This window comes from Corynebacterium sp. MSK158 (assembly GCF_030229085.1).
Lineage (GTDB): Bacteria > Actinomycetota > Actinomycetes > Mycobacteriales > Mycobacteriaceae > Corynebacterium.
This window is the reverse complement of record NZ_JASPHJ010000001.1, coordinates 267,648-292,700: the sequence shown is the minus strand read 5'-3', so window position 1 is coordinate 292,700 and position 25,053 is coordinate 267,648. Positions and strand designations below refer to the sequence as shown.

The window sequence follows — 25,053 nt, the reverse complement described above, 5'->3', positions numbered from 1 at the left end:
TACACTCGGTGCAAACTTGCACCAAGTGCAAAAGTGGTGATTTTAGAGGTGCGTTTCCTCTAATGTGTGCTATGCCATAGCGCTTGTCGACGCCCCCTTACCCCAGACATGCAAAACCCCGCCCGAGTCCTGCCCGGGCGGGGAAGCGGTACGGCGATTACTTAGAAGTTATCGCGGTCGCGGTTAGTCATGCTCAGCACGTTGAGGCGCTTATCCAGCTCTTCCTCGGTGAGGTTTTCGCCGTCGACGAAGCCCAAGTCAATAACGGCCTGGCGGACGGTGATCTTCTCGTGCAGGGCGTGCTTTGCTGCCTTAGCTGCGTTTTCGTAGCCAATGGCGGAGTTGAGCGGGGTCACGATGGAAGTGGACGACTCCGCAAAGTGCTTCATGCGCTCCTCGTTGGCCTCGATGTGATCGATGCACTTATCGGCGAAGACGCGGGAAGCATTAGCCAGCAGGCGAGCGGACTCGAGTACGTTGCGCGCCATCATCGGGATGAAGACGTTGAGCTCGAAGTGGCCCTGAGCGCCGCCGAAGGCTACGGCTGCGTCGTTGCCCACCACCTGGCCCGCCACCATGGTGACGGCCTCTGGGATAACCGGGTTGACCTTACCCGGCATGATGGAGGAACCCGGCTGCAGGTCCTTGAGGTGAATCTCGGCCAGGCCAGTCAGCGGGCCGGAACCCATCATGCGCAGGTCATTGGCAATCTTATTGAGGGATACAGCAATCGAGCGCATGGCGCCGGAGAATTCCACCAAGCCATCGCGGGCAGCCTGTGCCTCGAAGTGGTTTTCTGCTTCCTTCAGTTCCTTTACACCGGTGAGCTTCTTCAGCTCCTCGGTGACCTTGGCGCCGAAGTCAGCGGAGGTATTCAGGCCGGTACCGGTGGCGGTGCCGCCGATGGCCAGCTCGCCCAAGCGCGGCAGGGTGGCCTCAATGCGTTCGATGCCCAGCTCGATCTGGCGGGCGTAGCCGCCGAATTCCTGGCCCAGGGTAACCGGGGTGGCATCCATCAGGTGGGTGCGGCCGGCCTTGACCACATCGGCGAATTCCTTGGCCTTCTTGGTCAGGGACTCGTGCAGGACCTTCAGGCCCGGGATGAGGTCATTAACAGCAGCTTCCGTAGCGGCCACGTGAGTAGCGGTGGGGAAGGTGTCATTGGAGGACTGTCCCATGTTTACGTGGTCATTCGGGTGAATTTCCACGCCATTGTTATGTGCCAAGGAGGCAATAACCTCATTGGTGTTCATATTGGAGGAGGTGCCGGAACCGGTCTGGAATACGTCGATAGGGAAGGCGTCATTGTGCTTGCCCTCGGCGATTTCGGTGGCGGCAGCAATGATGGCATCGGCCTTATCCGCATCCAACTTGCCGGAGTCCTTATTTACCTGGGCGCAGGCTGCCTTGAGCAGGCCAAGGGCGCGAATCTGCGCATTTTCCAGGCCACGGCCGGAGATAGGGAAGTTGTCTACTGCGCGCTGGGTCTGTGCACGCCACAGGGCATCTGCAGGAACCTTAACTTCGCCCATGGTGTCATGTTCAATGCGGTATTCAGTCATGTGAAGATCACCTCAGTTAATTGGGTAGTGTGTGCTTTCCAGTATGGCGGAGAACCAAAAGAAGGGCCGCCTTCGGGGGTGAACCCTACTTCTTGGTTGGCGTGTCGTAGTCCACGACGGAATACTCCTGCAGCTTGGACAGCTTGTGGAAGGAGTCGATGTAGCGGATGGTGCCGGACTTGGAGCGCATAACCAGCGAGCGGGTCGTAGCACCGGAATTGCGGTAGGAAACACCGCGCAGCATGTCACCATTGGTCACGCCGGTGGCAGCGAAGTAGCAGTTCTCAGAGGAGACCAGATCAGTAGTGGTGAGGACGCGGTCCAAATCATGGCCGGCGGCGCGGGCCTTTTCTGCTTCCTCTTCATCCTTCGGCCACAGCTTGCCCTGGATTTCGCCGCCCATGCAGCGCATAGCGCAGGCGGTGATGATGCCCTCTGGGGTGCCGCCGATGCCCATCATCATGTCGATGGAGTTTGAATCCTGGCAGGTGGCGATGGCGCCGGCTACGTCACCATCCATGATGAGGCGCACCTTGGCGCCTGCGGCGCGAATTTCAGAGATGAGCTGTTCGTGGCGGGGACGGTCAAGAACCACCACGGTCAGATCGGTGGGGCGAATATTCTTTGCCTTTGCCACGGACTGGATATTCCATTCCACGGACTCGTTGATGTCGATAGCGCCAACTGCCTCGGGGCCAACGGCAATTTTTTCCATGTAGAAGACTGCGGAAGGGTCATACATGGTCCCGCGTTCGGCAGCCGCAATGACGGAGATAGCGTTGGGGCGGCCTTCTGCCATCAAACGGGTACCGTCGACCGGGTCTACGGCGATATCCATGGCGGCACCCTCGCCGGTGCCTACCTCTTCGCCGTTAAAGAGCATGGGGGCCTCATCCTTTTCGCCTTCACCAATGACAACGACGCCGCTCATCGCTACGGAATTGATGAGCTTGCGCATGGCGTCGACCGCCGCGCCATCGCCCTCATTCTTCTGGCCGCGGCCTACCCAACGGCCGGAAGCGAGCGCTGCTGCCTCGGTGACACGAACCAGTTCCATTGCCAGGTTGCGGTCAGGAAGATAAGACGTATTTTCGGACATGTGTAGTGGTTGCCTTCCATAGTTTTCTCATCGAGGGGTGTTCCCCTTGATGCTCTACCTTTCCATTCTCGCACTTTTTTGCTCTAATGGGTTCGATTTTGCGCCCCATTTGTGGGGGATTGACAGATCTTTCGGGGCAAAAGGGGCCGTGTGGCTTTTTGAAAGCAGGCCGTGCGATACTAAGGCGCGTGGCTGCAGAAGAAAGACCAAAGATTTTTGAAGGCGCGAAGGACATCTCCCTGTCCCTCGCCGTCGTGGTGATTATGATGTTGCTCGCCGTGGGAGCGACCGGCCTGTGCTCAATTAACTCCGAAACCCAGCAGGGAGTGGTGCAGGAAGTGGATGAACAAACCTTCCTAGACACCCAAGCCCGCGCAGGGGTCGGTGCAATTCGCAATCCCGAAATGCCGGAGGGCTGGGAGGCCAATGCTGCCCGCCGCGTAGATATGGGCGGCGAGAACGCCACCGTGGTCAGCTGGGTGACCGCTGACCAAGGATTTGTGGAATCTACGCAGACGCAGGTCGCGGCCGATAAAGCAGGCGAGGCGTACGACTCCAACTACCGCGGCATTGAATCTGCCCGCGAGGTCAAGGGGCACCAAGTGCGGGTGCTAGAAAGCGACGATGATTCCGTGCGCCGCCTGTGGGTTACGGATTTGGGCGATGCCCGCCTCATCATCTCCGGCGCCGCGAACGACAGTGACTTTGAGGCGGCTACCGCTGCGTTTATCGACGCCGCACCTATAGCCGAAAAATAACTTCGCCCAAGCCTTCTTCCGCGGCGGTGGCACTAAGACCGTCGCCGGACTGGGCAATAACCTCCGCCAAAGCCTCCGCATCCAGGCCGCTGAGGCGTGTCTTTCCTGCGAAGACATCGATGCGCTCACGCTGCGAGCGCTGCGGATAAATGGCAATCTCGCGTACTTTGTCGTCCGTAAAGCGCAGCACCACGGATTGGGAGAAGTAGCTCACCTCATTATCGTCGCGGGTGTGTGCAGGACCGAAGAATTCTTCTACGAATTCTCGGGAATCTCCCGCCATGATGGAACCGGCGGCCGCGGATTTCGATACAAAGTCCACGCGCTCGCCTGGATACCCATAAATCTGCACTACTCGTCTCCTTCAGCGTCTGCTTCTTCGGCCTTATCGAGCGCGTCTTCCACACGCTTCGCCGCGCCGTCGAGGTGCGCCTCGCACGCACGGGCAAGGGCCTCGCCGCGCTCCCAATACTTTAGCGACTCATCCAAGCCCATCTGCCCAAGCTCGAGAATCTTGACGGTTTCAATGAGCTCATCGCGAGCTTGCTCATAGCTCAATTCTTCTACAGGGGTAAAAGCATCCTGGCCTGGCTGGCCGGTACCAATGGTGTCATCGGACATGATTTTCTCCTCGTCTCGTGATTAATCGGCGGCCTGGGAGGCCATAGAAACTGCGGTAATAGATCCATCGCCCACGCGAATGCGCAGTTGAGCGCCAGGCGGGGATTGCCTATAAGAGGTGACAACCTCGGGCCCGGAACCGTCCTTGGGCACTACCTGGACAATGGAGTACCCGCGGGCGAGAGTCGCCGACGGTCCCAACGCCGATACGCGGGCGCGCAGCGACTCCACGTGGCGGGTTTCTCGCTCCACCATGACTTCAATTTCTCGCCGCATGGTAGCGCGGGTGCGCTCTACTTCTTCGCGGCGCGCACGGATAGGGGACATCGGGTCTGCCATGACAGGCCGGGAACGAATATTGTCGAGGCCGCGACGTTCCCTTTCCACCCAGCCGCGCAGCGCGGCCGCCATGCGAGAGCGAGCTTCTGCGACGATGGCGCGTTCCTCGGCCACAGAGGGCACGACGCGTTTTGCGGCGTCGGTAGGCGTGGCAGCGCGCAGGTCGGCGACGTTATCGAGCACTGGGCTATCCGGCTCGTGACCAATGGCGGAGACTACTGGGGTGCCTGCCGCAGCCACTGCGCGTTGCAGTGCTTCTTCCGAGAAGGGCAGCAGATCTTCCACGGAGCCGCCGCCACGGGCGATGATGATGACGTCGACTTCAGGATCCGCATCAAGTTGCTGGAGCGCATCAATAACCTCGGGTACGGTATTCGCACCTTGGACCGCAGTATTGAGGACGCGGAACTGCACCGCTGGCCAGCGGTCATGGGCTACCGCCATCACATCCCGCTCTGCAGCAGAACCACGGCCGGTAATCAGCCCAATTTTGTGCGGCAGGTAGGGGAGAGGCCGCTTGCGAGCGGGATCGAAAAGGCCTTCAGCGGATAGCTGTTTGCGCAGCTTTTCAATGCGAGCAAGCAGGTCTCCTATGCCCACATGACGAATTTCGGTGGTCCATAGTGAAAAGGAGCCGCGTCCAGCGTAAAAGGCAGGCTTACCGTGGACAATGACGCGGTCGCCGTCTTTCAGCGGCGCTGACAATGACTGCAACATCGATGATGGGCAAGTCAATTGCACGGACTTTTCCTGCTGTACGTCACGCAGAGTGAGGTAGGACAGCTTCCAGGTGGGTTTGAAGTTAATTTGGGTCAACTGACCCTCTACCCACAGGTAACCCAGGCGCTCGATCCAGCCCTTGACTTGGTCATTGACCTTGCCAACGGGCCAAGGAGTATCCGGTGTATTTGCCGGTTGATTCACACAGCCTCCCTTTCTTCAGTCTGCCGTGTTCTTCCGTCTAGTTTAGGGGCCAGCGCGGTCTATTGCCCCGCTCGGGGTAGCCAGAAAGGTGACGTTAGACCCCACTATTGTTTTGCGTAGTGTTTCGATACTCTGGGAGCCATGACTGATGGCAAAAATGTTCTCCTCGCGGCCCCGCGCGGATACTGCGCGGGCGTGGACCGCGCGGTCGAGACCGTAGAAAAGGCGCTGGAAAAGTACGGCGCGCCCATTTATGTACGCAAACAAATCGTGCACAACCGTTACGTCGTAGAGTCTCTAGCAGAACGCGGCGTCATCTTCGTCGACGAGGCCTCTGAGGCACCAGAAGGCGCCCACTTAGTCTTCTCCGCCCACGGCATTTCCCCAGCCGTGCGCGCAGAGGCAACGCAGCGCAAGCAGCTTACTTTGGACGCCACCTGCCCATTGGTAACCAAGGTGCACAAGGAAGCCCAGCGTTTCCAGCGCGATGGTTACCACATCCTCTTGGTTGGCCACGAAGGCCACGAAGAAGTGGAAGGCACCGCCGGCGAAGCGCCTGAGGTCACCCACCTCGTCGATGGCGTCGAGGGCGTCGCCAAGCTGCCAGATTTCTTGCAGGATGAGAAGCTTATTTGGCTGTCCCAGACCACGCTATCGGTGGATGAGACCATCACCATCGTCAATAAGCTGCGCGAACGCTTCCCGCACCTGGAGAACCCGCCTTCAGACGATATTTGCTACGCCACCCAAAACCGCCAGGAATCCGTTAAGGCCATCGCCCCACAGTGTGATCTGATGATTGTGGTGGGCTCTAAGAACTCCTCTAACTCGGTGCGCTTGGTCGAGGTGGCGCTGGAGGCAGGCGCCAAGGCTTCCCACCTCGTGGATTTTGCCAAGGAAATCGACGAATCTTGGTTGGAAGGCGTCCAGACCGTCGGCGTAACCTGCGGTGCTTCGGTACCTGAGTTGCTGGTACGCGAAGTACTGGAGTTCCTGCACGAGCACGGTTATAGCGACGTAGAACAGGTAACGACTTCTACCGAGACGATTACCTTCGCCCTACCGCGCGACCTGCGTCCTGCACGCACGTAAGTAGCGTTCGCCTATACGGCGGTTAAAACGAAAGAAAGGCCCAGAAACGGGCCTTTCTTTTTGCTTTAATCCTCGTCGTAGAGGTTATCGTCCCAACCTTGCTTGGGCTGTTCCTTCTCCTGCTGAGACGCCGGAACCGAATCGCCAGCGCGCCGGGCTGGATCCGGGCGCAGTGGATTGTCGCGTTCCTCTTGTTGCATTCGGCGACGCTCTTCACGGTCGCGACCACGGAGGCGATCCTTGGGCGCGGGGCGTGACTTCTTCAACGTGTGCGAGGCGCGGGCGCGCTGCGGAGCGGCTTGAGACTGCTTGGAGTTCCTTGCCGGTTTATCGCGCGCCATCAAGTCTGCAACCGATAGGCGCTCCTCGCGGTTGCGCCGGTCTTGTTTGGCGTCGGCACGGCGGGAAGCGGTTTCCATTTCGGCGGTGCGCTTGGCCGTCTTGCGGAAGCGTACCCAGCGCAGCCAGGCGATGATTGCCGCGCCCACCAGGGCAATGAGGAGCCACAGGAACCTCTGGACAAGGGGGAAAGCCGCGGTGATGGTCGCCGTCTTGGAAAAAGCCGATGCGCCCTCTGGCAAGTTGGCCTTGGTGATAAAGAAACCGGCCAAGCCCACCGTTATGGCATACACAATGGGGATTGAAGCCACGGTGAGGAAGAGGCCGCGCTCTTCCACGATGAGCGCCACCAGCAGTGAGCCGATTACGAGGAACGCGAGGTAAGCCCACCCGATGGAACCCATCAGCATGGAAATAAACGCGCCGGTGAGCAAGAGTGCCGCGAGCAGCCCAAGGCCCTTACCCAGCGTGATGCTGGGGAGACCGGAGCTTTGGGCGGCGGAGGACTTTCTTTGCTTGGCTTGTGACACGTCGGAAGATCCTACCGGTTGCCGCCGGCCTATGGCTATTTCCACGCACGAAAGCGGCGGATTTATAGTGCCGAATTTCCGCGTGGCCACGTATCAATAGGCAAGGGCTCCCGCGGGGTGCGATCCGTGCGGCCCGGGATATCCATCTCATGCAATTTGCGGGCGGTGACGCCCACGCGGGAATCGAGCGAGGAAAGCGTGGCGTTATAAGCTTCGACTGCTTTTTCCAGGTTATGGCCCACCTTTCCGTAGTGATCAGAAAGCGTATTCAGGCGCGTATACAGTTCGCGCCCCAAGCGCTGGACCTCCTTTGCCTTGGCGGAAATATCTTCCTGGTGCCACCCCATGGCCACCGTGCGCAAGAGGGCAAAAAGCGAGCTGGGGGTGGCGATCACTACATTGCGTTCAAAGGCGTACTCGATAAGTTCCGGGTCTACCGATAATGCGGCATCAAGGAAGGGGTCTGCGGGAACAAAGAGGATAACGAACTCGGGCGTTGGTTGAAACGCCTCAATATAGTCCTTCTGCGATAGTGCTTGGACGTGGCCGCGCATTAAATGCGCGTGGCGGCGGAGGAAGCCGGCGTGCTCTTCCGGGTCATCGGTTTCCAGGGCGTCAAGGTAAGAGGTAAAAGGAACCTTGGCATCGACGATGATGTGGCGGCCACCGGCCAAATGGATGAGCATGTCAGGGCGTACGATGCGCCCGCCCAATGGGGCGGAGACCTGGCAATCAAAGTCCACATGTTTGGTCATACCGCCGAGCTCAACCACGCGCTCCAATTGCACCTCGCCCCAACGGCCACGCACATTGGGTGAGCGCAAAGCGGTCACTAGTTTGTCGGTGCGTTCGGTCAGGCGGGAAGAGGTGCGGGTCACCGCCTGCACCTGGCTGGAGAGGGAGGCGAGCAGCGCGGTGCGGTCTTCCTCAATTTCTTGGAGCTGAAATCCCAAGCGGTCCATGGCCTTTTCTAGCGGTTGGAGTTCGGCTTGGCGGCGCTGCGAGTCTTGCAGCGCGCGGTGCTCGGCGCTCGGCGCGGAGCGCGTAGCGGAGTAAGAATGGGCTAACCAGCCCATTACCGCGCCGAGGATGAGGCCGATAAAAAGTAGCAGCACGGGCAAAGTGGAAGTCATGGCTTCCAGCATGGCACGCGCCGCCGACACGACTCACTATTTTTTCGAATCTCCGTTCAACAGGCCTTCGAAGGCATCGCGGGCGCGGCGCAGGTTTGCGCGCATGCCGGGCTTTTCATGCTCCTTGGGGGTGGATTCCACATTGAGGGCGGCGTCGAGGGAAGTGGAATCGCCGTCCGCGGAGACGTCGGCAAACGCGCCTTCTGGGGCTGCATAGTCCGGCATCTTGAGCCATGCCTCGCGCTTATAACGCCCTTGGTCTTCGGTGTAGCGGCCGATGAGATAACCAGCCACGGTAGAAAAGTCGAGATCCGCGGCGGTCTTTTCGCCCGACTGCAGCTTCATCATGTCTTGGCCGTAGCGGTAGGCCACCGCAAACATCGCGGCCGCCGGAACCGCGAGGAAGCCACCTATCAGGCCAAAGAGAGCTGAGCCTACCGTTACGGAAACCAGGACGATGACCGGGTGCAGGTCCATGGCCTTGGACTGCAGCCAGGGCGAGAGGACATTGCCTTCCAACTGCTGGACCAGCAACACTAGGCCGAGGACGAGCAGAGCCTTGGTGACGCCAAGGGAGACCAACGCGATGGTGACGGAGAGGGCGCCGGCGACGATCGCGCCGACGAAAGGAATGAAGCCCGCGATAAAGGTGATGATCGCCAAAGCCATGGCCAGCGGAACGCCGATAAGGGCGAGGCCGACGCCGATAAAGACGGCGTCGACAAGCGAGACAACCGCTTGCGCGCGAATGAAGCCGCCCAGCGTATTCCAGGCGCGAGTAAGCAGCTCAGTAAGGTGCCAGCCGGCGCGCTTGCCCGTGGCATCGCGCAGCCAAGGAAGGAACTTGGCGCCGTCCTTCAAGAAGAAGAAGGTCAGCACCAGCACGATGAAGAGCGTGACCAAGATGGACGTGGCGGTGCCGATGCCGGTAAAGACCGAGCCTGCGATGGCGCCGGCACGTTGCTGCAGCCAGGACGCCGCCTCGTCGATGTAGCTACTCATGTCATCGCTATCGAGGTTAAGCGGTGGGCCCTGGGCCCAGAGCTGCAGGCTTTGGATGCCGGAGACCGTCTGCAAATACAGTGACCGGGATTGCCGCATGAAATCTGGGGCAACAAACGCAATGAGGCCGCCAACAGCCGTGAAAGAAACCAAAATGGTTACGGCGGCCGCCAACGCGGCGGGCAGGCCAATATTGCGCAGCTTCTTCGCCACCGGCGCCAGAACGGTGCAGATAATAAGGGCCAAAAGCACCGGCAAAAGGCCCTGCCAGAAGTTACCCAGTAAACGGTAGAGGGCGTAGAGGAAAACGCAGATGATGAGCAGCCGAACGGCCCATAGGGAGGCGGACTTAACCACCTCGCCGGCGATGACGGAGCGGTCAACCTGATCGCCTGGTGGATGTGGGGATACATCTTCCAGCTTGCTGGTGTCGAAGCTTTCATCAAACTTATCGCCCAAGCCCGCTTGAGGGTCATCGGGCAGCGGTTGGCTATCAGAATTCACCCCACCATCTTGCCTTAAAAGAAGGCGGGTGCGTTAGGATTGGCCCCGTGAGTCTTACACTAGGAATCGTCGGCCTGCCCAATGTGGGCAAGTCCACTTTGTTTAATGCCCTGACCCGTTCCGAGATCCTGGCGGCGAACTACCCATTTGCCACCATCGAGCCCAACGTGGGCCTGGTGGAGCTGCCGGATTCCCGCTTGACCCAACTGGCGGAGATGTTTAACTCTGAGCGCATCCTTCCTGCCACCGTGTCCTTCGTGGACATCGCCGGCATCGTCTCCGGCGCTTCCCAGGGTGAAGGTATGGGCAACGCGTTCCTAGCCAATATCCGCGAGGCAGACGCTATTTGCCAGGTGGTGCGCGCCTTCTCTGATGACAATGTTATTCACGTTGATGGCAAGGTGGACCCGCGCAACGATATCTCCGTTATTAATACCGAGCTCATTCTCGCGGACCTCCAGACCATCGAAAAGGCCCTGCCGCGCCTGGAAAAGGATGCGCGCAAGAACAAGGATTTGGCCGCCGAGGTGGAGGCAACCAAGAAGGCCCAGGAGATTCTGGAAGATGATCGCACCCTCTTCGCCGCGGCGAAGGAGGGCGAGATTGACCTCGCACTCGTGCGCGATCTGCACCTGATGACGGCTAAGCCCTTCCTCTATGTCTTCAATTCGGATGAAGCAGTGCTTACCGACGACGCTAAGAAGGAAGAACTCCGCCAGCTCGTCGCCCCGGCTGAGGCCGTATTCCTCGATGCGCAGACCGAAACCGAGCTGCTCGAGCTAGAAGAAGACGAAGCCCGCGAGTTGCTCGAGGCCGTAGGACAAGATGAGCCGGGCCTAGCCACCCTGGCTAAGGCAGGTTTTGCCACCCTGGGGCTGCAGACCTACCTCACCGCCGGGGAGAAGGAGGCCCGTGCGTGGACCATTAAGCAAGGCTCTGCCGCACCGCAGGCAGCTGGAGTTATCCACACCGACTTTGAAAAGAAGTTCATTAAGGCCGAGATCGTTTCCTTCGATGATCTTGTAGAGGCCGGCTCCATGGCTGAGGCTCGTGCGCATGGCAAGGTCCGCCAAGAGGGCAAGGACTACATCATGCAGGACGGCGATGTGTGCGACTTTAAGATTGGTGGCTGATTCCACACCGCTCTGAAGTGGCCCTTTGTTAGAGGGGGAAGGCGCAACCCACTCGCGCGCAAGAGAAGGTAGCGAAGACGAAACTTCCGCGTTACTGTGGGCGGCGCACCCGAACAAAGGAGGTTGCAACATGGCTGAACTAGATAACAAGACCATTGCCATCATCGCTACCGATGGCTTCGAAGACTCTGAGCTGACCTCCCCGTTGGAGGCCGTGAAGAACGCAGGCGCTATCGTGCGTGTCCTCGCCCCAGAGGCCGGCACCATTACCGGCAAGAAGGGCACGGAGATTTCCGTTGACGCCGCTACCGCTGACTCCACTAGCGAGTCTTTCGATGGCATCATTCTGCCTGGCGGTACCGATAATGCTGACCTCATCCGCTTGGATAAGGCTGCGGTGGAAATCGTGCGCAACCACATGAGCAAGGATCTGCCGCTCGGCGCCATCTGCCACGGTGCTTGGATCCTGGCTGATGCTGAAGCCCTCAAGGGCCGCACCCTGACGTCCTTCCCGTCCCTGCAGACCGACCTGCGCAATGCAGGTGCCACCTGGGTAGATGAGGAAGTCCACTGCGACCAGGGCTTGGTCTCGTCCCGCACTCCAGATGACCTGCCAGCCTTTAACGCCAAGCTGGTAGAAGAGTTTGCAGAGGGCCAGCACTAAAGCTTCACGAATTTAAGCCACGGGAGTTTCCCGTGGCTTTTTTCGATCTTGCGCCGGTGTCACATGCCCTATAAAGTTAGGATTTCCAGAAGGGGAGTAGTTCCCTCGGTTAATTCCGAGATGACTGGTCGACATACTGGCGTTTAGCCCGGCCAGCCAGCGCCCGCAGTGCCCGCGGCCGTGAACGAGACCTTCGGTCCGCAACCGAACCGAAGGGAGAAGTGACTATGTCCTCCATAGGCTCAGAGCAGCGCATTCTTGAGCGCTTCATGCAGCTATCCATCGCCGCCGCTGTGGCTACCATCATCCTCAAGGCCTTGGCCGCGTGGTTTACCGGCTCGGTGGGCTTCCTCTCTGATGCCTTCGAATCCCTCGTGAATCTCGTCGCGGCCGTCGCCGGCTTTTATGCCCTCCGGATTGCCTCTAAGCCGGCCGACGATAACCACCAGTTTGGCCACGGCAAAGCCGAGTATGTCTCCGCCTTGGTAGAGGGCGCAATGATTTTTATTGCGGCCGGCATGATCGTGTACACGGCGATCCAACGCTTCTTTGTTCCGCAGCCGATTGAAGAGCCGGGCTGGGGCTTGGCGTTGTCAACCCTTTCGTCCGTGCTCAACGGCGCGGTGGGCATCGCGCTCATACATGCAGGTAAGCGCTACCGTTCCGCCACCTTGGAGGCGGATGGGCACCATTTGCTTACCGACGTCTGGACTTCCGTCGGCGTCCTTGTCGGCATCGCCGCCGTATTCCTTACTGGCTGGTGGTGGCTGGATCCTGTAGTGGCGCTTGCAGTGGGCATCAATATCTTATGGACGGGCTATAGCCTCCTGCGCGATTCGGTGAGTAGCCTGCTTTCTGAGGCGCTTCCCGACGACGAGCGTCAGAACATTAGGCAGCTCCTAGCTCGGCTGGAGCAGGAACACTCGGTAAACTTCACGGATCGTCGCACCGTGGCCTCTGGCCGCCAGCGGTTGGTGTACCTGACCATGGAGGTGCCAGGGGAGTGGAGTGTCATGCACTCTCACGAGGTTGCAGACGCAGTGGAGGTTGCCCTCGACGAGCTTTACCCAGGCTGCAGTGCGTTCATTCACGTGGAACCGGCTGGCTTGGAAAATCGACGCCCGTACCTATTCCGCTAAGACTTAGTCTTCTTAGTTTTCTGCCGACCACTGTGGTGTATGCGTACTAGACCAATATGTGTGTAGGCCCGTTCGGGTGTACGGGCCTGTATACCGCCTGTGGATACTCGGAGAAAAAGTACCCCCTCTTTAGAGAATCCTGTGGGGTAGCTGTCACCGCATTTTGGGGGTGTGGTGAACAGTGGACGATTTGGAGATCGTGAAGGGGTGCATGTAAAGCGCTGCGGGCGAGAGAATCGACACTCGGTTTTCGTGGTTCGGGTGCTTATGGTGCAGGGTTTCCAATGTTATAGAACCGTTACCAACTGTTCTGAGCTGCATTAAGACGGATTTCGGTGAACAAAATTCAGAAAAATTTTCTCTGCCGGTCGAAAAATTTTGAATTCTCCGTATGGTGGTTGTCACAGCAATCAATTGGAGATTTTCACCCCCACACTCCACGTGTTGGGGTTAGAAAATGTCCTTTTGTTTGCTTGAAGATAGCTATACCAATAGCAGAAAGGATTTACTGACAATGGGTAAGAACATTAAGGACCTCTTTAACGCAACCGCATACGACAATAACGGCGAGAAGCTGGGCGATGTTAACGAGGTATTCGTTGATGACCAGTCCGGCCAGCCTACCTTCGTTGAGGTTAACCACGGCCTGTTCGGCATGAACTCCAGCCTGGTTCCGCTGCGTGGGCACGACTTCTCCGGCGATGACCTGAAGCTGGGCTTCTCCAAGGACCGTATCAAGGATGCTCCGGAGTTCGACTCCGATAAGCCGCTGACCCCTGAGGCACAGTCCGATATCTTCAAGCACTACGGTCTGGAAAGCGCACACGACGTAACCGACTACAAGGATTCCAACCTTGACTCCAAGCGCGACGTTCAGGCTGGCGCTGACAAGGATCACAACCTGACCGCAGGTGCTGGCGCTGCTGGTGCTGGCGCAGGTGTTGCAGGTGCAGGCGTTGCCGGTGCACACGCTGACGAGAAGAAGGCAGCCACCCACACCACCGACGCCGCTGCTACCGAGCGAAAGGCTGGCGTAGCTGACAACGCTGCGGCTGCACGCACCAACAACGATGGCGAGCTCATCCGTTCCGAGGAGCAGCTCAACGTCAACAAGGAGCGCGTGGCTACCGGTGAGGCTCGCCTGCGCAAGTACGTTGTGACCGACACCGAGACCGTCGAGGTTCCGGTTGAGCGCGAAGAGGTTCGCGTCGAGCGCACTCCGATCAACGCTGAGGATGCAAAGAACTACAACGGCGCTATCTCCGGTGACTCCGAGGAAGCTTCCGTCACCCTGCACGAGGAGCGCGTAGACGTGAACAAGGAGACCGTTCCGGTTGAGAAGATCAACCTGAAGAAGGACACCGTTCGCGACACCGAGACTCACACTGAGGAGCTGCGCAAGGAGCAGATCGACACCGATGGTGTTGACGGCCTCAAGAAGTAAAAGCGCATAGCTAAACGCCCGCAAGGATTACCTTGCGGGCGTTTCTTTTTGCCTTTTAGGAGACTGGTTTAAGCCTTGACTCCGATGGTCTCGGCCGAGTCAGAATCCATAATGTGCTTGACGCCGTTCTCGGCAGCATCCCAGGTTGCTTTGTCCTGGATGCCGGCGCGCTTAGCCACGATGGTGGCGCACAGCACCTGTCCGGTGACGTTGAGTGCGGTACGGCCCATGTCAATGATTGGCTCGATGGCAAGCAGGAGACCAACACCGGCCAGTGGCAGGCCGAGCGTAGAAAGCGTCAGGGTGAGCATCACCGTTGCGCCGGTGGTGCCTGCGGTAGCGGCGGAACCGATAACGGACACAAAGATGATGAGCAGGTACTGGGTGAAGTCAAGGTCAATGCCGTAGAACTGGGAGACGAAGATGGCGGCGATGGCTGGGTATACGGAAGCGCAGCCATCCATCTTGGTGGTTGCTCCTAGCGGAATGGCAAAGGAAGCGTACTCGGACGGAACGCCCATAGCCTTTTCGCTGAAACGCTCGGTAGCTGGCATGACGCCCATCGAAGAACGGGTAACAAAGCCCAGCGAGGTCACCGGCCACACGCGCTTGAAGAAGCCGATGACCGGGATCTTATTGAACTTCAGCACAGCCGGGTAGACCACGGAAAATACCAGGCCCATGCCTACGTACATGGCTAGGACGAACTTGCCCAGCGAGCCCAGTGCATCCCAGCCGTAGGTGGCTACGGCCTTACCGATGAGGGCCGCGGTGCCAATCGGGGCAAGGCGGATAATCCACCAGAGGATGACCTGAATGACCTTCAGGAAGGACTCGGTAAAACGCAGGAAAGGCTCAGCAGACTTGCCGGTCTTGACAGCGGCGATACCAATGGCCAGCGAGATGACAAGGAGCTGGAGGGCGCCAAAGCTGAGGGATACTTCGCCGTCGGAAAGCGAGGCAGAAAGGCCTACGAAGTTCTGGGGCAGAAGCTGCTCAAAGAACGCGGTCCATGAACCGACGTGGGAAGGATCCTGCGCGGTGGCAGCATCGATGCTTGTGCCGATGCCCGGCTTCATCACGACGGCGACGATGATGCCCGTCAAGACGGAGAAGAATGCGGTAATGGCAAACCATACAAGCGTGGAAACTGCCAGGGAAGCGGCGTTGGCTACCTTGCGCAGATTAGCGACGGAGGTAACAACTGCAGCGAAGATGAGTGGCGGGATCATCACCTTGAGCAGCTGGACGTAGGCGTTGCCGACTCCCGTGAGCAGGGTAGTCAACCAGCCCGGGTTGTCTGGGTCGGTATCCATGCCGGAAGCAATGAAGCCCAGGATAAGGCCGATGATGAGGCCCGCGATGACCTGAGCACCGAATCCCGTGGCCCAGCCGGGAAGCTTGGAGCGCGAAGATTCTTGTTGAGACATAAAGATTCCTTTGAAAATAAAAATGGACAGATCGGACTATTTTTCAGATACTGTCCTGTTCAACTTCAACATCGCTCAGCTTATTCCTTCTACGTCTGTAGGTACAAAGTGCGAGTTATCTGCCGTGGCCGAAACCTCACCTTTCGCGCTCACGGAAAGGTGTTTTTGCGCTGGTTTTAGGGCGCTGGTGAGCGCGAAGGGAGGGGAGCTTGAGCTGTCACATGTCTCCCATTGCTAACTTTAAGTAGCTATTCTCTCTATCTTTCTCAGGAGGAACATTTATGGGCTGGGTTAAACCCCTCGTTGGCATTTTTGCAGTTGGCGCAGTAGCTTCCGTAGCTTTAGGCGGTGGTGATGAAGATACTGTGGTGGTCAATCGAGTGATCGATGGTGACACCATTGACGTCGACCTCGACGGCGAAAATACCCGCGTCCGTCTACTTAATATTGATACGCCTGAAATCGGCCATAACGGCGAACCGAGTGAGTGCCTCGCGGAGGAAGCCAAGCGGTACTTGGAAGGACGGTTGCCAAAGGGGACGGAGGTTCGGTTGGAATATGACTCCGAGCGGACCGACAAGTACGGCCGCACTCTTGCCGGTGTCTTTATTGACGATGACTTCATTAACGCGGATGTCGCGGCCGAAGGGCTAGCCACGGCGGTTGTATTTGGCGGAAACGACAAGTTTTACGACGAAGTGCACAATGCCGAACGCGGCCCTAAAGACGCTGGCGAAGGGATCTTTGGGGTCTCGGACGAGTGCAAGGTTTCCAGCGATGAGGACATGGCCGAGGCGCTTAGCAGCGCAGAAGCTGCGGCGGCAGCATTTGTAGCTTCCGGGGAAGCTGATAGTGCAGGCTACGAGGATGTACTGGACAAGTCAGCAGCAGCGAAGGCCGGATTAGCGGCTCTGACTCACCGCAAAGATGCTCGAAGCACCTTCCAGAAGGCGGCATATCCGGATGCTCCCAAGGAGATTGCCTCGAAGAAGGAACGCGAGCTTGAAGGGAAGGAGAAGCAAGCCCGCGAAGAGCTCGAGAAATTGGAGGAGAAAGAACGGGAGGAAGAGAAGCGCGAAAAGGAGCGCCAGGAAGAAGAACGCCGCCGTGCAGAGCAGCAGCAAAAAGAGATTCGTCAGCAGGAGCACGATGCGCCGGAAGTAGAGGTAGCGGAGCAGCCAACGCTTGACGAGGTGGCTGGCTATCAAGCCCCCGAGCAGCAGCCCGCACCTCAGCCGGCACCGGTGGTCGATAACTACACCGGGTGTCGAGCTTATGGCGGAAACTATGCCATGACGTCCGTGGATAAGAAAGGGCGTTCCTACGCGAAGATCGACTGCACTACGAAGCAGCAGATCGGTTAGGCAGCCTGCCCTTCGCGCTCACGGGCAGGCCCTGAGTGCTTTGAGTATGGCTCCCAGTGAGCGCGGGGGGAGCGGGGGATTGGAGCCTACACCCTTCCCGCTCACCGGGGCCAAGGGGAAGCGTCAACCTGGCGCTGCCGGTGAGCGCGAAGGGAGGGAGGGTCCCGGAATCTGGAATACTGGCAGCATGAAAATCCTCGTAACCGCATTTGACGCCTTCGGCGGAGAGAGCATAAACCCCACGGAACGAGCTCTTCAGCAACTACCGGATCGCATTGGGGACGCGAAGCTCATCAAGCTGGTGATCCCGACGAAGTTTGGGGAATCGCTGCGTCGGACGATTGAGGCCGCGGAGGGCTCGGCGGTCGATGCCATAGTGTGTCTGGGCCAGGCCGGTGGGCGGGCGCATATCACCCCGGAGCGGGTCGCGATTAACATTATGGATGCCGAGATTCCTGATAATGAGGGTTATCAGCCGGTGGATGTACCGGTTGTGGAAGGCGGCCCGGCGGCATACTTCTCTACGCTGCCGGTAAAGGAAATGGTTGCGGCGATGGAGGATATTCCGGCGCGGTTGTCGAATACGGCCGGGACTTTCGTGTGTAACCAGCTGCTCTATGGTCTCTTGCATCACTTCGCGGGGACTAGGATAAGCGCCGGATTTGTCCACGTCCCGTTCATTACAGAGCAGGAGAAAACGGAAAAGCCCATGATGGAGCTGGCGGAGATCGTCGAGGGGGTTAAGCGAGCACTCCGGGTGGTGCAAGCTAGTTAGGGTAGCCTTTGTGGCTTTTTTAACCGGCGAAATATAGATTAAAGGACATGTCTCGCTTTAGCCCTCTCAACTGGCCGGTTGTGCGCCAGCTGCGCAGTGGCGATCCCTTCGGTAGGGACGTCAATACGCAGTCTCAAAAGAGTAAAGATAAGCATGGGCGCACCGTGGAAGCGGACCGCGTGGTGCAGTCGGTGTGCCCGTACTGCGCGGTTGGTTGCTCGCAGCGCGTTTATGTCAAAGATGACCGCGTCATCCAGGTGGAGGGCGACCCGGATTCGCCTATTTCTCGTGGACGCCTGTGCCCGAAGGGTTCTGCGTCGGAGCAGTTGATCAACTCCGCTACGCGCCTTACCAAGATCAAATATCGTGCGCCGCACTCTACGGAGTGGCAGGATCTTGATGAAGATACCGCGATGGAGATGATTGCGGATCGTTTCTTGGAGGCCCGCCGCAATGGCTGGCAGGATGTGGACGATGAAGGACGTGCGCTCAACCGCACGATGGGCATCGCCGGTTTGGGCGGTGCGACCTTGGATAATGAGGAAAATTACCTCATCAAGAAGCTATTTACCGCCGCTGGTGCGATTCAGCTCGAAAACCAGGCGCGCATATGACACTCCGCCACTGTTCCTAGTCTAGGAACTTCGTTTGGCCGCGGCGGCGCAACCCAACCGCTGCAGGATATGGCGAATGCGGACTGCATCGTCATTGAGGGTTCTAACATGGCCGAGTGTCACCCCGTGGGATTCCAGTGGGTGGTGGAAGCCAAGAAGCGTGGTGCACGCATCATTCACGTGGATCCGCGCTATACGCGCACGTCAGCCTTTGCGAATCGCCACATTGGCATTCGCGGCGGCACGGACGTGGTGCTTTTGGGCGCAGTCATTAACTATTTGCTGGAAAACGAGCTGTACTTCCATGACTACGTGGTGGCGTATACCAATGCGCCGATGATCATTTCGGAGGACTACCAAGACACCGAAGATCTGGACGGTCTGTTCTCTGGTTATGACCCAGAGACCGGCAAGTACGTTACGGATTCGTGGCAGTACGTACAGAAGCCGGAGGGTGCGTCGTGGAATGTGGAACGCGATGAGACGCTAGAGCATCCGAATTCGGTCTTCCAGATTCTCAAGCGCCACTACGCGCGCTATACGCCTGAGGTAGTGGAGGAGACCTGCGGTATTGCGCAGGAGGACTTCTATTACTTGGCGGAGTCGATCGCGCGGAATTCCACGCCGGATCGCACCACCTGCTTTGCCTATGCGTTGGGCTTTACCCAGCACACCCTGGGTGCGCAGTTCATCCGTACCGCAGCTATTTTGCAGCTGTTGACCGGTAATGTGGGCCGTCCTGGCTCGGGCATTATGGCGCTGCGCGGTCACGCCTCGATTCAGGGATCTACCGATATCCCGACGTTGTTCCACTCGTTGCCGGGGTATTTGCCCATGCCGAGCGTCGATAAGCAAAGCTGGCCAGAGTTTGTCGATGGAATCCGTAATGAGTCGCAAAAGGGCTTTTGGCAGATCGGTGAGAACTACGCGGTCTCGCTGATGAAGTCCTATTGGGGCGATGCGGCAACCAAGGACAACGGTTGGGGCTATGACCTCATGCCGCGCATCTCTGGCGCGCATTCAACCTATGAAACGCTCATGGCAATGCTGGATGAGCAGGTGGAAGGCTATTTTGTCTTCGGCCAGAATCCGGCCGTGGCGCAGTCCAACGGCGGAATGCAGCGCCGCGGTTTGGCCGCGCTGAAGTGGCTGGTGGTGCGCGATTTCCAGGAGATTGAGACCGCCTCCTTCTGGAAAGACTCGCCGGAGATTAAAAACGGTGAGCTCAAGACCGAAGACATCGGCACTGAGGTCTTCTTGATGCCGGCGGCCACACACGTGGAAAAGGCTGGCACCTTTACCCAGACGCAGCGGATGCTGCAGTGGCGCTTCCAAGCAGCGCCGCCGCCGGGCGAGGCCAAGAGTGACCTGTGGTTCTTCTACCAGTTGGGCAAGAAGATTAAGGAGCGCCTGCGCGATTCCACTGATCCGCGAGATATTCCTCTGCAGAAGGTCACGTGGGACTATGTGGAAACCGAGGAAGGCGAGCCGAATTCTGAGGATATCCTCAAGGAGATCAACGGCTACTACCTAGAGGGCCCGAAGAAGGGCGAGCTTTTGCCTGCCTTCGTGGAGATGAAAAACGATGGCAGTACCTCGGGTGGTTGCTGGATCTATACCGGCGTGTTTAAGGACGGCATTAATCAGTCCGCGCGCAAGGTTCCGGGTTCGGAGCAAAACGAGGTAGCTCCGGAGTGGGGTTGGGTATGGCCGGCCAACCGCCGCCTGCTCTACAACCGTGCTTCGGCGAAGCCGGACGGCACTCCGTGGTCGGAGCGCAAGAAATATGTGTGGTGGGATGCTGACCAGGGTAAATGGGTTGGCGATGACGTGCCGGACTTCCCGGCTACCAAGGCCCCGGACTACAAGGCTCCGGTCGACGCCGTGGGTCCGGACGCCCTCGACGGCACCGATGCCTTCATCATGCAGGCGGATGGCCGCGGTTGGCTGTTTGCGCCGTCGGGGCTTTCCGACGGCCCATTGCCCACCCACTATGAGCCGCACGAGTCTCCGGTGCACAATGTGCTGTACAAACAGCAGCAATCGCCGACGCGCCTGACCATTAAGCGCCCAGACAACCTGTCGCGCCCAGAGCCAGGCGAGCCGGGCTCGGAGGTGTTCCCATTCGTCTTTTCCACCTATCGCCTCACCGAGATGTATACCTCGGGTGCGATGTCGCGCCGTCTGCCGTACCTGGCGGAGTTGCAGCCGGGCCTTTTCTGCGAGGTTGATAAGGCCTTGGCAGAAAAGCGTGGCTTGGAAAACGGCAAGTGGGCCACCATCGTCTCGCCGCGCGGCGTCATTGAGGCACAGGTCTTGGTCACTGATCGCATGCAGATGATGAAGATCAATGGTGAGGAGTTCCACCAGATCGGCTTGCCGTATCACTATGGCGAGTCCGATTCCACGGCAGTTGCAGGCGATGGCGCCAATGATCTGCTGGGCCTTACGTTGGAGCCGAACGTATTCATCCAGAATTCCAAGATCGGCGCCTGCGATATCCAGCCGGGGCGTCGCCCGCGCGGCGAGGCCCGTGTGGAGATGCTCAAGGAGTATCAGAAGCGCGCGCACCTGAACCTGGATTCCGGTAATGATCTGCTCACCGTGGATGATTCCTTCACCTATAACCCAGAGCCGCAGCAGCCCGCGGACGCGGATGAGCACGGCGAGAAGGGCGAGGAAAGCGAAGAAGGTAAGTAAATGACAAATCTGCTGACCGAAAACGCGAGCCGGCATGGCTACGACAAGTACCGCCGCATGGCCTTTTTCACCGACACTTCCGTGTGTATCGGGTGTAAGGCCTGCGAGGTGGCGTGCAAGGAGTGGAACCGCAACCCGGTAGAAGGCTATGACGTCACGGGTGATTCCTATGACAACACCGGCGCACTGGGTGCAAATACCTGGCGGCACGTGGCCTTTGTGGAGCAAAACAATGACCGCATCGAGCAGGCCCGCGAGGAGGGAAAGAATCTCATTTCCTTGGGCATGCCTTCGGTAGGGGCGCAGGACCCAGAGGTTGATACCACCCCGCCGGATACGGATACGTTCCGGTGGCTCATGTCCTCGGATGTGTGTAAGCACTGCACGCATGCGGGTTGCTTGGACGTGTGTCCTACGGGCGCGCTGTTCCGCACCGAGTTTGGCACTGTGGTGGTCCAGGATGATGTGTGCAATGGCTGCGGCACTTGCGTGGCCGGCTGCCCGTTTGGCGTCATCGAGCGCCGCGATGACGGCGGTGTGGCGCTGAAGTATGACAAGACGGCCACGGTGGACTACGTGGATAATTCCCATGCCGGCGTGAACGTGTTGAAAAAGCTTAAGCAGCTTGCCCCACAAGGGCCGGACCATACACCAGGCGAGTCAATGCCGATTAAGAACTTGGGCGTCGCCCAAAAGTGCACCATGTGCTACGACCGCCTGAAGCAGGGCGAACAGCCAGCATGTTCTAAGACCTGTCCTACTGATTCCATTCAGTTCGGCCCGTACGAGGAGATGGTGGCCGCAGCCAAGGAACGCGTGCGCGTATTGCACGAGCAAGGGCTTACCGAGGCCCGCCTTTACGGTGCCAACCAGGACGATGGCGTGGGCGGAACCGGCTCCATCTTCCTGCTTTTGGATTCACCTGAGGTCTACGGTTTGCCGCCGGATCCGCGCGTGCCGACGGCCGATTTGCCGCAGATGTATAAGACCGCAGCCAAGGCTATCGGCGGCATGGCGTTGGCCGTGGCCGGTTCCTTCCTGATTGGGGGACGCAAATGAGCAACTTTGATGAATACCGTCCACCGCAGCCGGAGCGCCGCAATCGCTACCGGAAGTTCGACGGTACAAAGCCGAAGAAGAAGCGGAAGCGGCCGGGCGCCGGCGCGCAGGACGGCTCCAAAGAGGAGCGCATGGCGCAAGACTTCGAGTTCTCGTCTTACTATGGCCGCCCAGTGGTGAAGGCACCGCCGTGGGAATGGCCCATCGGCGCCTACCTCTTTCTGGGCGGTGTGAGCGGTGGCTCGGGACTCTTGGCCGCTGGTGCACAGGCCGTGGGCAATGCGCCGCTGCGTCGCACCACGCGGATCTCTGCCTTTGGCGCGGCGGCCGTGGGATCGGTCTTTTTGATTCTGGATTTGGGTCGCCCGGAGCGCGCCCTGAACATGTTCCGTGTCTTCAAGGTGACCTCGCCAATGTCCATAGGCTCGTGGATTTTGTCGGGCTTTGCCAGCGCGGCCGCGCTGCCTGCCGCCGCGGAAGTGGATGCGGCGACTGGCCACAAGCTGCCGCTGCCGAAGTTTGTGCGTACGGCGCTGAAGCAATCGGCCGGGCCGGCGGGCGCGGTCGCCGGCGTGCTTGGCGGCCCGCTCGCGGGCTATACCGCGGTATTGCTGTCCAATACCTCGAACCCGGTGTGGAATGACATGAAAAAGCACCTGCCGTATGTCTTCGTTTCCTCGGCGGGCGCGGCGTCGTCAGGCCTGGCTATGGTGACCACTCCGGTCGAGCACGCGGGACCGGCCCGTGTGTTGGGTATGGCCGCGGCAGCCAGCGATCTGGTGGCGACCAAGGTGCTGGAGGAAGGCATGGAGCCGGAGCCGCGCGAGGCGCTGCACGAGGGCAGGCCGGGCGCGTTGATGAAGGCCTCGGAATACTTCATCGCGGCTGGCGGTGTCGGTAGTGCAGTGGCTGCGGTGACGAAGTCGCGGGCAGTCTCGGTGGTTGCTGGGCTATCGCTCTTGGCAGGCTCGGCGTGCACGCGCTTTGGCATGCTCAACGCCGGCTTGGAAGCGGTGAAGAACCCGGAGACCACCATCGGGCCGCAGAAGCGCCGGGCGGAGAAGCGCCGGCGCGAGCAGGGGCTCGACCACGATGTGGTGAGCCCGGACTAGTCCAGGTCCTGCAGGGCGGGGGCGAGCTCCGAGCCGATGTCTTCCATGCGTTGTTGCTCGGCTGCGGAGTCGCGGCCATCACGGTGGAGGTAGTAGTTCAGCGCCACATCGCCCACGGTGGTGACGCAGGTGGTCGACACTGAATCTTCGACCGGCCAGGCGGAGCAATAAAAGCGCCTGTCAGCGGCGGTGAACTCGAAGGGGGAGTACTCATTGGCGGGGCGCTGTTGGGCGGCGTTTTTGGCATCGAGGTCGTCGTGTAGCAGCTCTAAGTAGCGCTGCGCCGCCTCATCGGGGTCATCGGGGCAGACGGGTGAGCCTTCGGCCTCATACTTCGTCCCCAGCAGGCTGACCTGCTCCTTATCCTGTGCACGGTAGAGCACTGAGAAGGAATGTTCATCCTTGTCGGTGGAGTGTGGGTCGAGCTTCGACTTGCCGAGCGAATCTGGCAGGGCCTCGCGCACCGCGGCACTATCAACAGGGGAGCATCCGCTTGGCGATGCCCCCTCGGACGAGCACCCCACCAGCCCCGCCCCGGCAAGGGTGATGGAGGCGAGGGCGAGGAAAGCGGGGAGGCGTCGGCGCATCTTAGGCCTTAATGAACGCATCGCCGGTGCGCTCGGTGGTGTGGCCGATGATGGGGTAGCCAGGAACCTCGCCGATGAGGAGGAGGCCGCCGGAAGTCTGGGCGTCGGCAAGCAGCACCAGCTCTTCCTCGCTCAAGGAGGTATCGAGGTGTGGGCGCACCCAGTCCAGATTGCGGCGGGAGCCGCCGGGGATGAAGCCCTCCGCCAGCGCCTCTTTCGCGCCTTCGATGGTGGGCACGGCGGAAAAGTCGAGCTCCGCGGCGATGCCGGAGGCTCGGCACATCTTGTACAGGTGGCCGAGCAACCCGAAGCCGGTGACGTCCGTGGCCGCACGCACGCCCGCCTCCACCGCGGCGCGGGCGGCCTCACGGTTCAAGGTGGTCATGGAATCGACCGCGGCCTGGGAGACCTCGCCGGTGGCCTTGTGCTTGTTGTTGAGGATGCCCACGCCAATGGGCTTGGTCAGGGTGATGGGCAGGCCGGGCTCGGCGGCGTCATTGCGCATGAGCTTGTCGGGGGCCACGATGCCGGTAGCTGCCATGCCGTAGAGCGGCTCGGGCGCGGTGATGGAGTGCCCACCCGTTACGGAGATGCCGGCCTCGGTGGCTATATCCATGCCGCCGCGCAAGACCTCGCGCAGCACATCCAGGCCAAGCTTTTCATTGGGCCAGCCCACCAGGTTGATGGCGGTAACCGGGGTGCCACCCATGGCATAGAGATCAGAGAGCGCATTGGCCGCGGCTACCCGCCCCCAGTCATAGGGGTCATTGAGCATGGGCGTAAAAAAGTCCGCGGTGGAGATAACCGCCAGGCCATCTTGAATCTTTACGGCTGCGGCATCATCGCCATCGTCCAAGCCGACCAGCACGTTGGGGTCGGCCTTACCAATGAGGCCTTCGACGGCGGATTCCAGCTGTCCAGCGGGGATCTTGCAGGCGCAGCCGCCACCGGCCGCGAAAGAGGTGAGCTTAATATCTTCGGTCATACGGCTATTTTACTAGTTCTACGGGAGCTTCTTGCTGCGTATTAACGGGGGAATAGTGCGCAGCAAAGGAATCTCCTCGGGCGCCGCAGGAGCCACCGTGGCGCACCGTGGTGAATGTAGCGTCTGGTAGGTGTCTCGGTACCG

General features: G+C 59.4%; 22 protein-coding genes. 11 read left to right on the top strand and 11 right to left on the bottom strand.

The window, feature by feature from the left end; genetic code table 11:
- Positions 1-161: 161 nt before the first annotated feature.
- Together QP915_RS01340 and glpX are read right to left on the bottom strand one after the other, a co-directional pair.
- Complete coding sequence (locus tag QP915_RS01340; protein WP_239228018.1) at positions 162-1,562, bottom strand: class II fumarate hydratase; 1,401 nt, start codon at positions 1,560-1,562, stop codon at positions 162-164.
- A gap of 85 nt (positions 1,563-1,647) precedes the next feature.
- Complete coding sequence (gene glpX, locus QP915_RS01335; protein WP_284767602.1) at positions 1,648-2,661, bottom strand: class II fructose-bisphosphatase; 1,014 nt, start codon at positions 2,659-2,661, stop codon at positions 1,648-1,650.
- Between the two features lie 188 nt (positions 2,662-2,849).
- Between glpX and QP915_RS01330 the strand changes: the two genes are divergently transcribed.
- Positions 2,850-3,419 carry a DUF4245 domain-containing protein gene (locus QP915_RS01330; RefSeq protein WP_284767601.1) on the top strand — a complete coding sequence of 190 codons (570 nt, stop codon included), beginning with the start codon at positions 2,850-2,852 and terminating at the stop codon, positions 3,417-3,419.
- On the opposite strand, the gene QP915_RS01325 is transcribed toward QP915_RS01330, so the two are convergent.
- The 3 genes from QP915_RS01325 to xseA are packed head-to-tail and all read right to left on the bottom strand — an operon-like array spanning position 3,403 to position 5,303.
- Positions 3,403-3,771 (bottom strand): hypothetical protein, encoded by a 369-nt coding sequence (locus QP915_RS01325; RefSeq protein WP_284767600.1) that lies wholly within the window; start codon positions 3,769-3,771, stop codon positions 3,403-3,405. The two genes, QP915_RS01330 and QP915_RS01325, sit on opposite strands and share 17 nt — an antisense overlap.
- Positions 3,771-4,040, bottom strand: a complete 270-nt coding sequence (locus tag QP915_RS01320) for an exodeoxyribonuclease VII small subunit (RefSeq protein ID WP_005323588.1) — start codon at positions 4,038-4,040, stop codon at positions 3,771-3,773. Before QP915_RS01320 ends, QP915_RS01325 begins: the two co-directional genes overlap by 1 nt.
- 21 nt (positions 4,041-4,061) lie before the next feature.
- Positions 4,062-5,303, bottom strand: a complete 1,242-nt coding sequence (xseA, locus tag QP915_RS01315; RefSeq protein WP_284767599.1) for an exodeoxyribonuclease VII large subunit — start codon at positions 5,301-5,303, stop codon at positions 4,062-4,064.
- 141 nt (positions 5,304-5,444) lie between these two features.
- On the opposite strand from xseA, the gene QP915_RS01310 reads away from it, so the two are divergent.
- Positions 5,445-6,395 carry a 4-hydroxy-3-methylbut-2-enyl diphosphate reductase gene (locus tag QP915_RS01310; protein ID WP_284767598.1) on the top strand — a complete coding sequence of 317 codons (951 nt, stop codon included), beginning with the start codon at positions 5,445-5,447 and terminating at the stop codon, positions 6,393-6,395.
- Positions 6,396-6,460: 65 nt separating this feature from the next.
- Here QP915_RS01310 and QP915_RS01305 read toward each other — a convergent pair whose 3' ends face one another.
- From QP915_RS01305 to QP915_RS01295, 3 genes are all read right to left on the bottom strand, one after another.
- On the bottom strand, positions 6,461-7,264 hold the full coding sequence (locus QP915_RS01305) for a DUF6542 domain-containing protein (protein ID WP_284767597.1): 804 nt from the start codon (positions 7,262-7,264) through the stop codon (positions 6,461-6,463).
- A 62-nt stretch (positions 7,265-7,326) separates the two neighbouring features.
- A complete protein-coding gene (locus QP915_RS01300) occupies positions 7,327-8,397 on the bottom strand; it encodes a DNA recombination protein RmuC (RefSeq protein ID WP_284767596.1) in 1,071 nt (356 codons plus the stop codon).
- Between the two features lie 36 nt (positions 8,398-8,433).
- Positions 8,434-9,903: an AI-2E family transporter gene (locus tag QP915_RS01295; protein ID WP_284767595.1), complete on the bottom strand. Its 1,470-nt coding sequence runs from the start codon at positions 9,901-9,903 to the stop codon at positions 8,434-8,436.
- A 47-nt stretch (positions 9,904-9,950) separates the two neighbouring features.
- Here QP915_RS01295 and ychF point away from each other — a divergent pair, with 47 nt between their 5' ends.
- The 4 genes from ychF (at position 9,951) to QP915_RS01275 (ending at position 14,283) form a co-directional block, all read left to right on the top strand.
- Positions 9,951-11,036 (top strand): redox-regulated ATPase YchF, encoded by a 1,086-nt coding sequence (gene ychF / locus QP915_RS01290; RefSeq protein WP_239228025.1) that lies wholly within the window; start codon positions 9,951-9,953, stop codon positions 11,034-11,036.
- A gap of 130 nt (positions 11,037-11,166) precedes the next feature.
- A complete protein-coding gene (locus QP915_RS01285; RefSeq protein ID WP_225747178.1) occupies positions 11,167-11,700 on the top strand; it encodes a type 1 glutamine amidotransferase domain-containing protein in 534 nt (177 codons plus the stop codon).
- A 227-nt stretch (positions 11,701-11,927) separates the two neighbouring features.
- Positions 11,928-12,839 carry a cation diffusion facilitator family transporter gene (locus QP915_RS01280; RefSeq protein ID WP_225747177.1) on the top strand — a complete coding sequence of 304 codons (912 nt, stop codon included), beginning with the start codon at positions 11,928-11,930 and terminating at the stop codon, positions 12,837-12,839.
- A gap of 514 nt (positions 12,840-13,353) precedes the next feature.
- Positions 13,354-14,283, top strand: a complete 930-nt coding sequence (locus tag QP915_RS01275; protein WP_239277863.1) for a PRC and DUF2382 domain-containing protein — start codon at positions 13,354-13,356, stop codon at positions 14,281-14,283.
- A gap of 68 nt (positions 14,284-14,351) precedes the next feature.
- Here the strand turns inward: QP915_RS01275 and QP915_RS01270 are convergent, their stop codons facing one another.
- A complete protein-coding gene (locus tag QP915_RS01270; RefSeq protein WP_284766368.1) occupies positions 14,352-15,713 on the bottom strand; it encodes a dicarboxylate/amino acid:cation symporter in 1,362 nt (453 codons plus the stop codon).
- 281 nt (positions 15,714-15,994) lie between these two features.
- Between QP915_RS01270 and QP915_RS01265 the strand changes: the two genes are divergently transcribed.
- The 5 genes from QP915_RS01265 (at position 15,995) to nrfD (ending at position 23,337) form a co-directional block, all read left to right on the top strand.
- Positions 15,995-17,077, top strand: coding sequence for a thermonuclease family protein (locus tag QP915_RS01265; RefSeq protein WP_284767593.1), 1,083 nt, complete (start codon positions 15,995-15,997; stop codon positions 17,075-17,077).
- 187 nt (positions 17,078-17,264) lie between these two features.
- Positions 17,265-17,852 (top strand): pyroglutamyl-peptidase I, encoded by a 588-nt coding sequence (gene pcp / locus QP915_RS01260; RefSeq protein ID WP_284767591.1) that lies wholly within the window; start codon positions 17,265-17,267, stop codon positions 17,850-17,852.
- Positions 17,853-17,899: 47 nt separating this feature from the next.
- Positions 17,900-21,166, top strand: a complete 3,267-nt coding sequence (fdnG, locus tag QP915_RS01255) for a formate dehydrogenase-N subunit alpha (RefSeq protein WP_284767590.1) — start codon at positions 17,900-17,902, stop codon at positions 21,164-21,166.
- Positions 21,167-22,225 carry a 4Fe-4S dicluster domain-containing protein gene (locus QP915_RS01250; RefSeq protein WP_284767589.1) on the top strand — a complete coding sequence of 353 codons (1,059 nt, stop codon included), beginning with the start codon at positions 21,167-21,169 and terminating at the stop codon, positions 22,223-22,225.
- Complete coding sequence (gene nrfD / locus QP915_RS01245) at positions 22,222-23,337, top strand: NrfD/PsrC family molybdoenzyme membrane anchor subunit (RefSeq protein ID WP_284767587.1); 1,116 nt, start codon at positions 22,222-22,224, stop codon at positions 23,335-23,337. The genes QP915_RS01250 and nrfD overlap by 4 nt, the downstream gene beginning before the upstream one ends.
- On the opposite strand, the gene QP915_RS01240 is transcribed toward nrfD, so the two are convergent.
- Together QP915_RS01240 and selD are read right to left on the bottom strand one after the other, a co-directional pair.
- Positions 23,334-23,924, bottom strand: a complete 591-nt coding sequence (locus tag QP915_RS01240) for a hypothetical protein (RefSeq protein WP_284767585.1) — start codon at positions 23,922-23,924, stop codon at positions 23,334-23,336. The genes nrfD and QP915_RS01240 overlap by 4 nt on opposite strands.
- Position 23,925: 1 nt before the next feature.
- Positions 23,926-24,909 carry a selenide, water dikinase SelD gene (gene selD / locus QP915_RS01235; protein ID WP_284767583.1) on the bottom strand — a complete coding sequence of 328 codons (984 nt, stop codon included), beginning with the start codon at positions 24,907-24,909 and terminating at the stop codon, positions 23,926-23,928.
- Positions 24,910-25,053 lie beyond the last annotated feature (144 nt).